The 15,405-nt window shown below is 66.9% G+C and carries 12 protein-coding genes; 10 read left to right on the top strand and 2 right to left on the bottom strand.

The features are described 5' to 3' along the window. Window positions 1-188: 188 nt before the first annotated feature. On the bottom strand, window positions 189-833 hold the full coding sequence (locus GQS65_RS08500; protein ID WP_158204202.1) for a DUF4097 family beta strand repeat-containing protein: 645 nt from the start codon (window positions 831-833) through the stop codon (window positions 189-191). A 401-nt stretch (window positions 834-1,234) separates the two neighbouring features. Here GQS65_RS08500 and GQS65_RS08505 point away from each other — a divergent pair, with 401 nt between their 5' ends. Both GQS65_RS08505 and GQS65_RS08510 read left to right on the top strand, forming a co-directional pair. Continuing rightward, window positions 1,235-2,752 carry an aldehyde dehydrogenase family protein gene (locus tag GQS65_RS08505; protein ID WP_158204203.1) on the top strand — a complete coding sequence of 506 codons (1,518 nt, stop codon included), beginning with the start codon at window positions 1,235-1,237 and terminating at the stop codon, window positions 2,750-2,752. A 288-nt stretch (window positions 2,753-3,040) separates the two neighbouring features. Further along, entirely contained in the window at window positions 3,041-3,421 is a 381-nt protein-coding gene (locus tag GQS65_RS08510) for a DUF7344 domain-containing protein (protein ID WP_158204204.1), read from the top strand. Window positions 3,422-3,542: 121 nt separating this feature from the next. Here GQS65_RS08510 and GQS65_RS08515 read toward each other — a convergent pair whose 3' ends face one another. Further along, window positions 3,543-4,289 (bottom strand): IclR family transcriptional regulator, encoded by a 747-nt coding sequence (locus GQS65_RS08515; RefSeq protein WP_158204205.1) that lies wholly within the window; start codon window positions 4,287-4,289, stop codon window positions 3,543-3,545. A gap of 300 nt (window positions 4,290-4,589) precedes the next feature. Between GQS65_RS08515 and GQS65_RS08520 the strand changes: the two genes are divergently transcribed. The 8 genes from GQS65_RS08520 (at window position 4,590) to GQS65_RS08555 (ending at window position 15,281) form a co-directional block, all read left to right on the top strand. Next, window positions 4,590-5,969 (top strand): ABC transporter substrate-binding protein, encoded by a 1,380-nt coding sequence (locus GQS65_RS08520; protein ID WP_158204206.1) that lies wholly within the window; start codon window positions 4,590-4,592, stop codon window positions 5,967-5,969. Between the two features lie 9 nt (window positions 5,970-5,978). Beyond that, complete coding sequence (locus GQS65_RS08525; protein ID WP_158204207.1) at window positions 5,979-6,992, top strand: carbohydrate ABC transporter permease; 1,014 nt, start codon at window positions 5,979-5,981, stop codon at window positions 6,990-6,992. Continuing rightward, window positions 6,985-7,908 (top strand): carbohydrate ABC transporter permease, encoded by a 924-nt coding sequence (locus GQS65_RS08530; protein WP_158204208.1) that lies wholly within the window; start codon window positions 6,985-6,987, stop codon window positions 7,906-7,908. The genes GQS65_RS08525 and GQS65_RS08530 overlap by 8 nt, the downstream gene beginning before the upstream one ends. A 3-nt stretch (window positions 7,909-7,911) precedes the next feature. Continuing rightward, on the top strand, window positions 7,912-9,039 hold the full coding sequence (locus GQS65_RS08535; protein WP_158204209.1) for an ABC transporter ATP-binding protein: 1,128 nt from the start codon (window positions 7,912-7,914) through the stop codon (window positions 9,037-9,039). After that, complete coding sequence (dgoD, locus tag GQS65_RS08540) at window positions 9,040-10,188, top strand: galactonate dehydratase (RefSeq protein WP_158204210.1); 1,149 nt, start codon at window positions 9,040-9,042, stop codon at window positions 10,186-10,188. Between the two features lie 2 nt (window positions 10,189-10,190). Beyond that, complete coding sequence (locus GQS65_RS08545) at window positions 10,191-10,979, top strand: SDR family NAD(P)-dependent oxidoreductase (protein WP_158204211.1); 789 nt, start codon at window positions 10,191-10,193, stop codon at window positions 10,977-10,979. Further along, window positions 10,976-13,126, top strand: coding sequence for a glycoside hydrolase family 36 protein (locus GQS65_RS21620; RefSeq protein ID WP_199268426.1), 2,151 nt, complete (start codon window positions 10,976-10,978; stop codon window positions 13,124-13,126). The genes GQS65_RS08545 and GQS65_RS21620 overlap by 4 nt, the downstream gene beginning before the upstream one ends. A 76-nt stretch (window positions 13,127-13,202) precedes the next feature. Continuing rightward, entirely contained in the window at window positions 13,203-15,281 is a 2,079-nt protein-coding gene (locus GQS65_RS08555) for a beta-galactosidase (protein ID WP_158204212.1), read from the top strand. Window positions 15,282-15,405: the final 124 nt, after the last annotated feature.

Here is a 15,405-nt window from a genome sequence, read left to right on the forward strand (position 1 = left end):
GTATGGCTTTGACCGACACTTGTGGGGCCATTATAACTGTAGGGAAATATGATGACGAACGGGCCGTCCGCTTCTGCCAGGATTCCGCGAGGACCGAAGAGCGCACGCCGTCTCGTACGAGACCGAAAGGCGTCACGACCGGACCACCGAACGGGACGTCGGCCACCGGTCCGCAGCGAGCGCCCACTTCACCTCTCGTACGCGACGATTCGGAGCGACCCGTTGTCCGTCCGGAGGGTGAGCCGGTTCGACCCGTCGCCGACGGTGCCGCTGGCGGTCCCGGCGGTCTCGTCGACCTCGAAGTCGAACCCTTCGACGGTGAGCGACCCGTTGTCGGTCGTCGCTTCGACCGTCGCGTCGAGCGCAGGCGAGAGCGCCACCTGCAACGACCCGTTGGCGGTCTGGAACCGGGCCTCGTCGGTGATGGCGGTCACGGCGACGTCGAACGAGCCGTTGTCGGTCTCGACGCGCGTCACCGGCAGACCGCGGGGGTACCGGACGTCGAGACCGACGCTGACCGACGCGCTCGCGGCGGCCTCCCGCACCTGCCGGGTGAGCAGGAGTTCGCCGTCGTTCTCCACGGCGACCACCTCGACGCCCTCGATGGCCTCCTGCGACGGGCCGCTGACGGTGGCGGTCACGTCGAGGACGTCGCCGTCGTACGGGGCGAGACCGACGCTCCCGTTGTCGAGGGCGACCGCGAGCGGCGTGTCCGTCGGGACCTCGAACGTCGCTTCGGTCGTCCGTGACTCCCGACTCCGGAGGACGCGCTGACACCCGGCGAGCGACGTCGCGCCGGCGGCGAGACCTGCGAGGACCAGGCGGCGGTGCATGGTCGACAGTCACGTGACAGTCCTGAAGTACGTTTCGAGACGTCGTTAGCTGCGACCACGTATCGTGACGAGAACGCCGACACGCCCGCTCGCCGCTCTCGGCGGTCCGGTTCCGGCCGAGAACCGCGTCGGAGAGGAGCGTCGACGAAGCTGCGTCGACAGCTCGGCCTCACGCTCCCGACCGCACTCGTCACCGTCCCGCGACTGGCCATCAGAGCGGTCAGAGCACGAGTCTGACGCGGCCGAACACCGACGACCGACCGGACGCCGTGAGACGGCGTTCGTCAACTCATTTCACTTTCTCGATGACCACCACGTCGCGTGGCGAAACCGCTGGGAGTTTCGGTCGGCGGGCGGCGGTGACAACTGCTTTGGGGACGCCGGGCCTGTGTCCGACACAGATGTCAAGCGACTCCGAGACGGCGACGGCACGGCGAGACGCGGTCCGAGAACGCCACCGGGAGACGGCCGACGAGGTCCTCCCCGAGCACACGGACCTGTACGTCGGTGGCGAGTTCGTCGCGGCCGACGCGGGCGAGACGTTCGACACTATCGACCCGACGACCGGCGAGGTGCTGGCGTCGGTCGCTCGCGGGACGGAAGCCGACGTCGACGACGCCGTCGAGGCGGCGTGGACCGCCTTCGACGAGGAGTGGTCGGGGGTCTCGGCGGGCCGCCGCCAGCGCGTCCTGACGAGCATCGCCGACGCCATCGAGGCGAACGTCGAGGACCTCGCGCGACTGGAGAGTCTCGACAACGGTAAGCCCGTCTCGGAGGCGAAGATCGACGTCCGCGGCGCGGCCGAGCAGTTCCGCTTCTTCGCGGGCATCGTCCGGGAGAACCCCGGCGAGACGATGAACGCTGGCTCCCGGTACGGGCAGGTCATCAAAGAGCCCTACGGCGTCGTGGGGCAGGTCATCCCGTGGAACTTCCCGCTGCTGATGGCGTCGTGGAAACTCGCCCCGGCGCTCGCGGCGGGCAACTGCACCGTCCTCAAGCCCGCCGAGCAGACGCCGCTGTCGGCGCTGCGACTCGTCGAACTCGTCGACGACGTCGTTCCCGACGGCGTCGTCAACGTCGTCCCCGGCTACGGCGAGGAAGCCGGTGCCGCCGTGACGGGCCACCCCGACGTCCGGAAGGTGGCGTTCACCGGGTCGACGGCCGTCGGCAAGCAGGTGATGAAGAGCGCCGCCGACACCGTCACCGACGTCACGCTCGAACTCGGCGGGAAGAGCCCCGTCGTCGTCTTCCCCGACGTCCACCCGAAGAAGGCCGTCGCGCTCGTCAAAGCGGCCATCTTCTACAACACCGGCGAGTGCTGTGAGGCCGGGTCGCGCCTGTTCGTCCACGAGGACGTCGCCGACGACGTCCTCGAAGGACTCGTCGCCGCCATCGACGACATGACCATCGGCGACCCCCTCGACGAGGAGACGGACCTCGGCCCGAAGGTCTCACGCGAACAGGTCGACCGCACGCTGGAGTTCCTGGAGACGGCCAAGGAGGACGGCGGCGAGTTCCTCGCCGGCGGCGGCCAACCGGACGACGAGACGCTCGCCGACGGCTGTTTCGTCGAACCGACGCTCATCGAGGGCCTCGACCACGACAGCGAGGCCGTCCAGGAGGAGATTTTCGGCCCGGTCCTCGACGTGTTCCGCTGGGACGACTACGACGAGATGATGGCACTCGCTAACGACGTGGAGTACGGTCTCGCGGGCGGCGTCATCACCGACGACATCACGAAAGCGAACACGACGGCGCGCGACATCGAGGCGGGCTACATCTGGATCAACAGCTACCACGACCTGGTTCCGGGCCTCCCGTTCGGCGGCTACAAGCAGTCCGGTATCGGCCGCGAACTGAGCGCCGAGACCCTGGAGCACTACCAGCAGACCAAGACCATCAACCTCTCGCTGCGCTGAGTCCCGGAGACCGAAGACTCGTCCGACGGTCCTCAGCGTTCCCCGAGAACCCCCGTGAGGCGAGACGGGGCCACGCTCGCTCGACGCCGCGTACGCTCCGTCGGGGTTCCAGTCACCGGCGTCCACACCGTCGACCGGGCGGTGAGCGTGGACGGCCGACTCCGAACACCGAATCGGAGGTATCGAGCCCTCTCGGTCCCGTCCGCTCGTGTTTCACTCGGCGAGGAGCCCGGGGAGCCTAACCGTTTAGGTGAGAGATTTAGTCGTGTGTAGGTCAGTGGTTGTAGTGTGAAATACACGGATTCGGACGTGCCGCTGGCGGAGGCGGTGACGCTACTGGAGACGACGACGTGCCGGCAGGTCGTGGCGTTCCTCCTCGAAGTCGACGGAGTCTGGGACGTCAGAACGCTCGCGGACGAACTCGTCCGACTCGACCCGACCCTCCCCCCGGATACGGAAGCGGACCGGAACCCGGTCGAGGAGCGAGCGATTCGGTTGTACCACTGTGCGCTCCCGAAACTCGCGGAGGCGGGCGTGGTCGAGTTCGACGTCGACGAGCAGACCGTCGCGCCGGCCGAGCGACTCGACGCGCTCGGGGCGCATCTCGGGGAGACCATCGACTACTCGGACGGCGGCGGCCGGTTCGGCGGCGTCTTCGCCAGTAGCTGACACCGACTTCCGACGGCGTCGACGACCGGTTCGCACCCGTGTTCAGTGATACTGAACGCCAGCGGTCGCTCGGCTTTCGTTCGTCGTCGCTGAACGCGGGGGCCGCCGGTAGTCTCAGCACTCAGTCGGTCAGAGTCAGTTCGATCTGGTTCGCGGCGCTGATGACGAGACCGGGGAGGTCCTCTTCGAGTCGTTTCCCGGAGAACCGTTCGCCCGGTCCGAGGACGGAGATCGCTGCGGGAGGGTGATCGGGGAGGCGAACCGGTGCGGCGACCGCCCGCATCCCGGTGAAGGCTTCCCCGCGGTCGTACGCGAGACGGCGGTCCGTTATCGTACGGAGTTCGTCGCGGAGCGAGGCGGCGTCGGTGATGGTCCGGTTCGTCCGCCGCTGCAGGCCGTCGGTTTCGACGTAGGCTTCGACCTCGTCGAGCGAGTACTGGGCGAGCACTGCCTTGCCCGCGGCGGTCGTGTGGAGCGGGAGTCGTGTCCCGAGCCTGACCCGGCGGTCGTTTCGCGCTGCGTCACAGACGTCCGCGTAGACGGCGTCGCCGTGTTCGGCGACGACGAGGGCGGTCGACTCGTTCGTCGAAGACGCTAGCTCCGCGAGCGGTGACCGTGCCGTCTGGTACAGTTCCATGCCGTCACGGACCTGCATGCCGACGTCGAGCAACCGGAGGCCGAGCCGATACCGGCCGTCCTCCGCGACGACGACGCCGAGTCGTTCGAGCGTGGTGAGATGGTTGTGGACAGACCCCTTCGAGAGGTCCAACTCGGTCGCCAGTTCCGTCACGCCGGCGTCGGTCCGCGAGGAGAGCGCGGCGACGATACGAAGGTTCGTACGTACGGCGCCGACGGGATAGTCGGGCATCGTCGATATCTGGGTCCGACGGTACAAAACGTTCAGTATGGCAAAACATACCGGAGCGACCGCTAACGATAACAACTGACTCCCCCAGGTTCGTCGAACAGCGCAGGGACGAATCAGCAGGCCCGAGAGCACCGAATTCGGCGGTTTTCTGTGTGAAAAACCGTTCACTATCGCTAAACACCTCGATTATAAATACGCCCGTTCACCACCTTGTATCCGCCCCAGAAGCCTTCAAACGACAGTTCTCTCCAAGCAACGCAAACATCTAAATACCCGCTCCACAAACGATTGTGATATAGCATGTCAGACGATATCACAACCGAGGTCGATCGACGACGACTACTGAAGGGTGCAGGCGTCGCGGCGATGGCCGGACTCGCGGGCTGTGCGGGAACCGGTGACCCGAACGACGATTCGACGCAACAGAACGGCGGCGGTGGGGGCGGTGGCAACGGGACGAGCGGGTCGAGCACCACGGAGGGGCCCGCGATGGCCGACGCCGTCGAAGTCTGGGGCTGGGACGTCGCGGCGAAGTCCCTCGACCTCATCAACGACCCCTACGTCGAGGAGCACGGCGGTGAGGTCACCATCACGCAGATCGGTCGTGCGGACCTGAAAGACAAGTTCAAGTCGACACTCCTCTCGGGGTCGGGCGCACCCTCGGCGGCGATGATGGAGAGCGTCGACGCCGCCTCGTGGGTCGACACCGGCGGACTGCGCGACATCTCCGACTGGCTCTCCGAGTCGGGCATCAAAGACGAGTTCGTCTCCGGGAAGTGGGGACCCCTCGAGAAAGACGGGAACACCTACGCGCTCCCCTGGGACGTCGGACCGGTGGGCACGTTCTACCGGCGTGACGTGATGAGCGAACACGACATCGACCCGTCCAGCGTCGAGACGTGGGACCAGTACATCGAGGAAGGGAAGAAACTGCCCGACGACCAGTACCTCCTCAACCTCCCGTCGAACGACTACGACGGGCTCTGGCGGATGATGTTCCGGCAGTTGGGCGGCCAGCCGTTCACCGAGAACGGCGCGGTCAACATCAACTCCGAGAAGAGTCTGCAGGTCGCTCGTATCCTCAAGCGCATCCGCGACTCCGGCGTCGCCAACGACCTCGCGTCGTGGTCTTCGGGCTGGTTCACCGCCTTCGGCGAGGGGACGACCGCCAGTCTCACCGCAGGTGCGTGGATGGAAGGGACGCTGAAGGCCGAACTGGGTGACACCAGCGGGAAGTGGGGCGTCTTCAAGCCCCCCGCCATCGAGTCGGGCGGACCACGAGCGACCAACTGGGGTGGGTCGAACCTCACGATTCCCACACAGGTCTCCGACGAGACGGCCCGCCGCGCCTGGGACTACATGGCCTACACGCTCGGCCAGAAGGAACACCAGCTCACGATGTACGAAGAGTACGGTATCTTCCCGGCGCTGAAGTCGACCTACGAGTCCGACGCCTTCGACCAACCCAACGAGTTCCTCGACGGGCAGGAAGCCGGTCGCATGTTCGCGGATATCGCCCCGGAAATTCCGCCGTACCGCTACACCATCGACACCCCGGCGGTGACGAAGGCCGTCAACACGCACTTCCGGGACATGATGAACGGCGGGAAGTCGCCGAAGGAGGCCGTCGATGCGGCAGCACAGCAGGTCGCCGACCGAACCGACCGGGACCTCGCCTGAGTCCCGCCCATGGCGACACAAGATACGGCCTCCCAAGCGACCCCGACCGCCAGGGACCGACTCCGGTTCGTCCGGCAGTCCGTCAGCCACCGGCTTCCGAACGCGGGGGAGGGGCTCGTCGGCTACCTGTTTCTCCTCCCGGCGCTGCTCGTGTTCACCGTCTTCCTCGGCTTTCCCATCCTCTACACGCTCTACCTCTCCTTTTTCCGGTTCGAAGGTGTGAGCAACGAGACGGTGTTCTGGTTCGACCTCGGCTTCTTCAGCTACGAACTCACCAGAATCGCCGATCTGACGTTCGTCGGACTGAACAACTACACGGCGCTGCTGTCGGACTCGCTGTTCCACCAGGCGCTGTTCAACACGACGTTCATCCTGCTCGTGCAGGTGCCGCTGATGGTCGCGCTGGCGCTGGTGTTCGCCGTCGCGTTGAACGCCTCGTTCGTCCGGTTCAAGGGCGTCTTCCGGACGGTACTGGCGCTGCCCGTCTCCGCGAACCTCGTCGCGTACTCGACGGTGTTCCTGTTGATGATGCAGGACGCCGGCCTCGTCAACTACGTGCTGACGAGCGTCGGTCTCCCGGCGATTCCGTGGCTCACCAGTTCGTTCTGGTCACGGATGACCATCGTCGGCGCGGTCACCTGGCGCTGGACGGGCTACAACATGATCATCCTGCTCGCCGGACTGCAGACCGTCCCCCAACAGCTCTACGAGGCGGCCGAAATCGACGGTGCCAGCCGGTTCGAGAAGTTCCGGTACGTCACCATCCCACAGCTTCGGCCGGTGTTGCTGTTCGTCGTCGTCACCTCGACCATCGGGACGTTCAAACTGTTCAGCGAACCGGTCATCATCAACGGCGGTGGCGCGCCGCTGGACTCGACCATCACCATCGTCCAGTACATCTATCAGACGGCGTTCATCGACTTCCGACTGGGCTACGCGAGCGCGCTCACCTACGTCCTCATCGCCGTCGTGAGCCTGCTCTCGGCCGTCCAACTCAACGTCGGAGGTGAGGGCGATGCGTGAAGAGACCCGCCGCGAGGCCGTCTGGCAGTTCCTCGCGTACGCGTTCATCCTGCTGGGAGCCGTCCTCACGCTCGTCCCGCTGTACTGGATTTTCGTCGCCTCGACGCTCGACGAACAGGAGTTCCTCTCGACGACCGAACCGCGACTGATTCCGGGAGACAGCTTCCTCCAGAACTTCGAGTCGCTACAAGCCCGTGGGAACGTCCAGTTCGTCGGCCACCCGGGCGAGATGACGCAGTACGTCGACTTCGGGTTCGGCTACGTCTACTACGACGTCTGGCACCTCTGGGACCTGGGGGCCCTAGAGAGCAGCATCTTCGTCGCCGTCGTCTACACCCTGCTGTCGCTGGTGTTGTGTTCGATGGCCGGCTTCGCGTTCGCGAAGTACGAGTTCCGGTTCAAGAAGCCGATGTTCTACGCCATCCTGGCGACGCTCATCCTCCCCATCCAACTGCTTGTCATCCCGCTGTTCCTGTTGATGAGTCAGATCGGGCTGACCAACAGCTACTGGGCCATCATCCTGCCGTGGGCGGCCAACCCGCTGGGTATCTTCCTGATGCGCCAGAACATGCGCTCGATACCCGACGCGCTGTTGGAGTCCGCCCGGATGGACGGCGCGACCGAGTTCCAGTTGTACTACAAGATCGCGCTGCCGACGATGAAGTCCTCGTTGGCCGCGCTCGCCATCATCCTGTTCCTGTTCCAGTGGAACCTGTTCCTGTTCCCGCTGGTCATCCTCGAACAGGGGAAGTACACCATCCCGGTCGCCATCAACCAACTCGTCGGTGCACAGCGCGTCTACTACGACCAGATCATGGTCGCAGCGACGCTGTCGATCATCCCCATCGTCGTGCTGTTCCTGGTGCTCCAGAAGCAGTTCGTCAGCGGGATTCTCGCCGGTTCGGTCAAGGAGTGACCCATGTCAACGATTACACTCGATACACTACGAAAGGAGTTCGACTCGGGCGACGAGCGCATCGTCGCCGTCGACGACATCGACTTAGAGATACGGGACGGGGAGTTCCTCGTCCTCGTCGGCCCCTCGGGCTGTGGCAAGACCACGACCCTCCGCTGTGTGGCCGGCCTCGAAGACGTCACCAGCGGCACGATTCGATTCGGCGACGACGACGTGACCGACCTCCGTGCCCGTGAGCGGGACGTCGCGATGGTGTTCCAGAACTACGCGCTCTACCCGCACATGAACGTCCGGAAGAACATCGGCTTCGGCCTGAAACTCTCGACACAGCAGTCGAGTGCCGACATCGACCGACAGGTCGAGGAGGTCGCCGAGATGCTCGGCATCGAGGACCTGCTCGGCCAGAAGCCCAAAGAGCTCTCGGGCGGACAACAGCAGCGCGTCGCCCTCGGACGAGCCATCATCCGCGACCCCGAAGCGTTCCTGATGGACGAACCGCTGAGCAACCTGGACGCGAAGCTTCGCTCGCAGATGCGAACGGAGCTCCAGACGCTCCAGCACGACCTCGACGTGACGACGGTGTACGTCACCCACGACCAGACCGAGGCGATGGCGATGGGCGACCGTATCGCCGTCATGAACGACGGGACCCTTCAACAGGTGGGCACCGCCGAGGCGGTCTACAGGTCGCCCGTCAACGAGTTCGTCGCGGACTTCATCGGTTCGCCGAGCATCAACCTGTTCGACGCGACGGTCGACGGGAATCGCCTCGACGGTCCCGGCGACTTCGGCTACCGACTCGCCGACACCACGCCAGTCGAGGGGTACGAGTCGGTTCGCGTCGGTGTCCGTCCCGAGGACATCGAACTCGTCGCTGACGGTATCGACATCGAGACGAAGGTGCTCGAACCGATGGGCAACGAGAACTACCTGTACGCCGACCTCGGTGGCCACGAACTGACCGCCCGCGTCGCGTCGACGGCCCGGCCCTCGCCCGGCGACGTCGTCTCGTTCACCTTCGACGAAGACGCGCTCTACCTGTTCGACCCCGAGACGGGCGAGGCGCTGAAGACGAAAACCGAAGGCGAGCGACCAGGTGAGGACGGTCACGTCGAGGAGGTGGTCGGGTAGATGCGTATCACGGACTACGAACTCTACCAGGTGCCACCGCGATGGCTGTTCCTCCGCCTCGAAACGAGCGACGGCCGGGTCGGTTGGGGCGAACCGGTCGTCGAAGGGCGCGCCCGGACGGTCAAGACGGCCGTCGAGGAACTGCTCGACACCTACCTGCTCGGGTCGGACCCCGACCCCATCGAGGACCACTGGCAGACGATGTACCGCGGCGGGTTCTACCGCGGTGGCCCGGTGCTCATGTCGGCCATCGCCGGTATCGACCAGGCGCTGTGGGACCTCAAGGGCAAGCAGTTCGGCGCGCCCGTCTACGAACTGCTCGGCGGGAAGGCACGGAACCGCGTGCAGGTCTATCAGTGGGTCGGCGGGGACCGGCCGGAGGGGGTCGCACAGGCCGCCGAAGAGAAGGTCGAGGAGGGGTTCGGCGCGCTGAAGATGAACGCCACCTCCGAGATGCGCCGCGTCGACACCCCGGCGGCCATCGCGGAGGCCGAAGAGCGACTGGCGACCGTCCGCGAGACGGTCGGCCCGGACGTCGACATCGGCGTCGACTTCCACGGCCGCGTCTCGAAGTCGATGGCCAAGCGTCTCGCTCGGGCACTCGAACCGCACGAACCGATGTTCATCGAGGAACCGGTGCTCCCAGAACACAACGACGCGCTCCCCGAAATCGCGGCGTACACCTCCATCCCCATCGCCACGGGCGAGCGGATGTACTCTCGGTGGGACTTCAAGGAGGTGTTCGAGAGCGGCGTCGTCGACATCATCCAGCCGGACCTCTCACACGCCGGCGGCATCACCGAGGTGAAGAAGATCGTCGGGATGGCCGAAGCTTACGACGTGGCGATGGCTCCCCACTGCCCGCTCGGCCCCATCGCGCTGGCATCGTGTATCCAGGTCGACGCCTGCTCGCCGAACGTCCTCATCCAGGAGCAGAGTCTCGACATCCACTACAACGAGACGAGTGACGTGCTGGACTACCTCGCGGACCCCTCGGCGTTCGACTTCCAGGACGGCTACGTCAGCCTCCCCGAGGGGCCGGGGCTGGGTATCGACCTCAACGAGGAGCACATCCGCGAACAGGCCGGCGACATCGACTGGCACAACCCCGTCTGGCGTCACGAAGACGGCAGCGTCGCGGAGTGGTGACGATGGACCGATTCACCGACCGCGTCGCCGTCGTGACGGGGTCGACACGCGGCATCGGCGCGGGCGTCGCCCGACGACTCGCCGACGAGGGGGCGAGCGTCGTCGTCACGGGCCGGAGTCGTGACGCCGGCGAGGCGACGGTCGACGACATCGAAGCGGCGGGCGGCGAGGCGGTGTTCGTCCGGGCGGACATGCGCGACCCCGACGACATCGTCGCGCTGTTCGACGCGTGTGTCGAGGAGTACGGCCGCCTCGACGTCCTCGTGAACAACGCGGGCGTCGAGACGGACACCGCCGTCGACGAGGCGACGGTCGAGGACTGGGCGTTCGTCGTCGAGACGGACTTTCGGTCGTTCTGGCTCTGTGCGAAAGCGGCCGCCGAGCGGATGGACGAGGGGGCTATCGTCAACATGTCCTCGAATCACGCCTTCCTCACGATGCCCGGGCTGTTCCCGTACAACGCGGTCAAGGCCGGCATCAACGGGATGACGCGGGCGATGGCGCTCGATCTGGGACCACGGATTCGCGTCAACACGGTCAACCCCGGCTGGGTCGCCATCGAGCGGACGACCGACGACATGGACGAAGAGTACCGCGAACACCTCGAATCCATCCACCCGGTCGGCCGGGTCGGGACGCCCGCGGACGTCGCCGCTGCCGTGGCGTTCCTCGCGAGTGACGAGGCGGGGTACGTCACCGGGACGTCACTGTTGGTCGACGGTGGCCGGACGGCCGTCATGCAAGACGACACGCTGCCCGACTACCGCGCTCGCCGCGAGGAGGAGCCGTGACCCGGCTTGACGTGACCACCGGGGCGACGACAGTCCTCGTCGAACAGGAGACCGGCCGCGTACACGTCGAGAACGAGGAGCAGACACTCCTCGACGGACACCTCGGCGTTCGACTCGCCGATGGAACCGTCGTTCGTCCCGGTGACGACGACGCGTCGCTCACCACGGCCGTCACCCTCGAAGCCGCCGACGGTGCGGCCGACCTCACGCTGACCGTCACCAACGAGGGCGACGAACCACGACGTATCCAGGCGTTCGACCTCCTCGACGGGACGGCGACGTTCGGCCCCGACGACCGGGTGTTCGAACACGGCTACCAGTCGTGGTCGCCGACCGCGACGCTCGGTCTCGACGAGCGGTTCCCACCCGAAACCGAGCGCGCGAGGCCACAGATGGTCGACCTCGCCGCCCCCGACGACGTACGGACGAGCCACGGTCTGACGGCGTTGACCGGCGAGCGAGGAACGGTCACGCTCGGCTTTCTCGACCACGAGGCGTACCTGAGTCGCTTCGAGATGGATACTGACGCCGAGGGGACGACACAGGTTCGCGCCTGCTGTCCGGCCGACGGCGTCACCCTCGAACCGGGCGAATCACGGGCGAGCGCACCGCTCCGTATCGATGCGACACGCTCGCTCCCGGACGCGCTGGCCGCACTCGCCGAGACTATCGCCGACCGGATGGACGCCCGCGTCCCCGAGCGGGCCCCGACCGGGTGGTGTTCGTGGTACCACTACTTCACCGAGGTGACGGCCGACGACGTCCGGACGAACCTCGACGCGCTCGACGCGTGGGACGCCGACTTCGACGTCGTCCAACTCGACGACGGCTACGAGGTGGCGTTCGGCGACTGGCGAACGCTCGACGAGGGGTTCGACGACATGCGCGAACTGCGTGAGGACGTCGCCGCCGCGGGCTACACCCCGGGACTGTGGCTCGCGCCGTTCTACGTGCAGGCGGACTCGGACCTCGCCGCGGCCCACCCCGAGTGGCTCCTGACGCGCGACGGCGAGCCGGTCGATGCGGGGCCGCGTCACGGGCCGATGTACGCGCTCGACACGACTCATCCGGGTGTCGAACGGTGGCTCCGCGAGACGTTCGAGACGGTCGTCGACGAGTGGGGGTTCGACTACCTCAAACTCGACTTCCTCTACGCCGCCGCGCTTCCGGGCGACCGCACGGAGGACGTCACGCGGGCGACGGCGTACCGCCACGGCCTCGAAGTGATTCGTGAGGCGGTGGGCGAGACGTTCGTGCTGGGCTGTGGCGCACCACAGTTCGCGAGCGTCGGGCTGGTGGACGCGATGCGCGTCGGCCCCGACACCGCACCGTACTGGCACCGAGCGGGCGAGAGCGCGAGTCAGCCAGCCCACGAGAACGCGGTTCGGAACGTCCTCAACCGACAGTTCACCCACCGTCGACTGTGGCTGAACGACCCCGACTGCCAGCTCGTCCGGTCGACGACCGACCTCACGAGCGCCGAACGCGAGTCGTTCGCGGCGCTCGTCGCCCTGACCGGCGGCACGAACGTCCTGAGCGACGCGCTGGCGGAAATCGACGACGCCGGTCGGACGCTGTTCGAGCGAACGCTCCCGCCGGTGACCAACGGCCACGTGGACGGCGTGGGCGAGCGCGAGTTCCCGAACCGCGTAGTCTGTGAGCGGCCGGCCGACGGCGCAGTGGCCGTCGCCGCGTTCAACTGGACCGACGAGCCGCGAACGCTCCGAGTCGACCCGCGAGCACACGTCGACGGGACGGAGACGCTCGCGTGGGTCACCCTCGCGAGTCCCACCACCGACGGAGAGGGCGATGCCGAGACGACCCCTGTCGTCCACGACGGGGTCGTAGAGCGAACGGTCGCCCCCCACGGGACGGTCCTCGTCCACTGCGCGTCACGGCCAGCAGCGTCCCGGCCCGTGGTGCTCGGTGCACGCCACCTCGCGAACGCCGCCACGCAGGTCCGGAGCGTCGAGTGGCGTGACGCCTCGCTTCGGGTCACGCTCGACGCTCCCGCCCCGATGGACCTGGTCGTCTGGACGCCCGACGAGTGGCGACGTGCCGACACCGACGCGGCGACCACGGGCGAGACGACCATCGTGACGGCGACCCCCGGCGAGAACCGCTTCGCCTTCACGACGAGCGACTGAGCGGCCCCGACCGTCGGCCGACCACTCACCACACGACTCACGTACTGCCCGACGACCATCCCCCACGTTCGACTCGATGACCGACACCACACCCACCGACGCCGAGGACAGCACCGACACCAACGCACCGTACGCGAGCGAGACCGAATCACCCCGCATCGGGGTGTGTTACTTCCCCGAGCACTGGCCACGCGAGCGCTGGGCGACGGACGTCGAGCAGATGGTCGAGGCGGGCATCGACGTCGTCCGCATGGGCGAGTTCTCCTGGGCACGACTCGAACCCGAGCGCGGCGCGTTCGACTTCGAGTGGCTCGACACCGCCGTCGAGTTGCTCGGCGAGGCGGGCATCGACGTCGTGCTCTGTACGCCGACGGCGACGCCACCGAAGTGGCTCGTCGACGACCACCCCTCGATTCTCCAGGAAGAACCGGACGGCACACCGCGTGCGTTCGGCAGCCGTCGCCACTACTGTTTCAACTCCGCCGTCTACCGCGAGGAGACCGAGCGCGTGGTCCGCGAGATGGCCGACCACTACGCCGAGAACCCACACGTCGTCGGCTGGCAGACGGACAACGAGTACGGCTGTCACGACACCGTCCGGTGTTACTGCGACGACTGCGCGAGCGCGTTCCGGGAGTGGTGTCGCGAGCGCTACGACGGCATCGACGACCTGAACGAGACGTGGGGGACGACGTTCTGGAGCCAGCGTTACGGCTCGTTCGAGGAACTCGACCCGCCACGCCACACCGCCGCCGAACACCATCCCTCACGGCTGCTCGACTACGGCCGGTTCGCCAGCGACAGCGTCGTCGCGTACAACCGACTCCAGACCGACCTCCTGCGAGCGGCCGACGACGACTGGTTCGTGACGCACAACTTCATGGGGACCTTCTCGACGCTCGACTCCTACGACGTCGGCGAGCCCCTGGAGTTCGGGACGTGGGACTCCTACCCGACCGGGTTCGCACAGGACCGCCGGCTCGGCCCGACGACACCCGACCGACTGCGAGCGGGCGACCCCGACCAGGTGTCGCTGAACCACGACCTCTACCGGGGGGAGAACGGCTTCTGGGTGATGGAACAGCAACCGGGCGACATCAACTGGCCGCCACACTCCCCCCAGCCAGGTGAGGGCGCGATGCGCCTCTGGGCACACCAGGCGGTCGCCCACGGCGCGAACGCGGTCTGTTACTTCCGCTGGCGGCGCTGCCGTGAAGGGCAGGAGCAGTACCACGCCGGCCTGCGGCGACAGGACGGCTCACCGGACCGTGGCTACCACGACGCCCGACAGGCGGCGACGGACCTCGCCGACCTCGACCTCGGACCGGTCGACGCACCCGTCGCCCTCCTGCACCGCTACGACGACTGCTGGGCACTCTCGGAACAGCCCCACTCCCCCGAGTTCGACTACTGGGGCCTGCTCGGCGCGTTCTACCGCGGCCTTCGCGGGCGGGGGGTACAGGTCGACGTCGTCTCGCCGGGCGACACGCTCGACGACTACGCCGCCGTCGTCGCGCCGTCGCTCCACCTCGCCGACGAGTCGCTGGCGGACCGTCTCGGCGAGTACGTCGAAGCGGGCGGCCACCTCTTCCTCGGACCACGCTCGGGGGCCAAACTCCCGGGCAACAAGCTCCAGCCGACCCTCGCGCCGGGGCCGCTCACCGACCTCGTCGGTGGCCAGGTCGACCAGCACGAGTCGCCACCGGAGACGCTCACCACACGCGTGACGTATTGCGGGGAGTCCTACGACTACACGACCTGGGGAGAGTGGCTCGACGCGGAGACGGCGACCGTCGTCGGCCGACACGACGAGGGCGTCGGGGACGGGAAGCCGGCAGTGCTGGAGCACTCCACTGGAGACGGGTCGGTCGCGTACTGTGGCGTCTGGCCGGGGACCGACCTGGCCGACGCGCTGGCGGTGGCCCTCCTCGAACGGGCGGGAGTCGCTCACAGCGAGCGCTTCCCCGAGACACTCCGAGTGGCAGAGCGCGACGGCTACACCTGGGTGTTGAACTTCGGGAGTGACCCCGTGACGGTCGAGACTTCGGGGGAGTCGACTGCAACCTGGCTCGTCGGCAGCGAGACCGTCCCCCCGTACGGCGTGAGCGTCGCCGAGGAGACGAGTGCGGTCGACCTCTCGGTCACGTCCGAGTGAGCGAAGGTGGTCGTGACGGAGTCAGACTGGCCGCTAGGTAAACCGGTCGTGGGACTCTGCTGACAGTCTCGTTACGAGTGCACCTTCCCCGACGAACCGCTACCGAGAGAGTGCAGTGCGAATC

It is taken from the genome of Halomarina oriensis, from assembly GCF_009791395.1.
GTDB classification, from domain to species: domain Archaea; phylum Halobacteriota; class Halobacteria; order Halobacteriales; family Haloarculaceae; genus Halomarina; species Halomarina oriensis.

Coding starts and splice junctions, on each gene's coding strand:
- GQS65_RS08525 (WP_158204207.1), top strand. CDS start 5,979: ATGGCGACACAAGATACGGCCTCCCAAGCGACCCCGACCGCCAGGGAC.
- GQS65_RS08520 (WP_158204206.1), top strand. CDS start 4,590: ATGTCAGACGATATCACAACCGAGGTCGATCGACGACGACTACTGAAG.
- dgoD (WP_158204210.1), top strand. CDS start 9,040: ATGCGTATCACGGACTACGAACTCTACCAGGTGCCACCGCGATGGCTG.
- GQS65_RS08530 (WP_158204208.1), top strand. CDS start 6,985: ATGCGTGAAGAGACCCGCCGCGAGGCCGTCTGGCAGTTCCTCGCGTAC.
- GQS65_RS08505 (WP_158204203.1), top strand. CDS start 1,235: ATGTCAAGCGACTCCGAGACGGCGACGGCACGGCGAGACGCGGTCCGA.
- GQS65_RS08535 (WP_158204209.1), top strand. CDS start 7,912: ATGTCAACGATTACACTCGATACACTACGAAAGGAGTTCGACTCGGGC.
- GQS65_RS08500 (WP_158204202.1), bottom strand. CDS start 833: ATGCACCGCCGCCTGGTCCTCGCAGGTCTCGCCGCCGGCGCGACGTCG.
- GQS65_RS08515 (WP_158204205.1), bottom strand. CDS start 4,289: ATGCCCGACTATCCCGTCGGCGCCGTACGTACGAACCTTCGTATCGTC.
- GQS65_RS08555 (WP_158204212.1), top strand. CDS start 13,203: ATGACCGACACCACACCCACCGACGCCGAGGACAGCACCGACACCAAC.
- GQS65_RS08545 (WP_158204211.1), top strand. CDS start 10,191: ATGGACCGATTCACCGACCGCGTCGCCGTCGTGACGGGGTCGACACGC.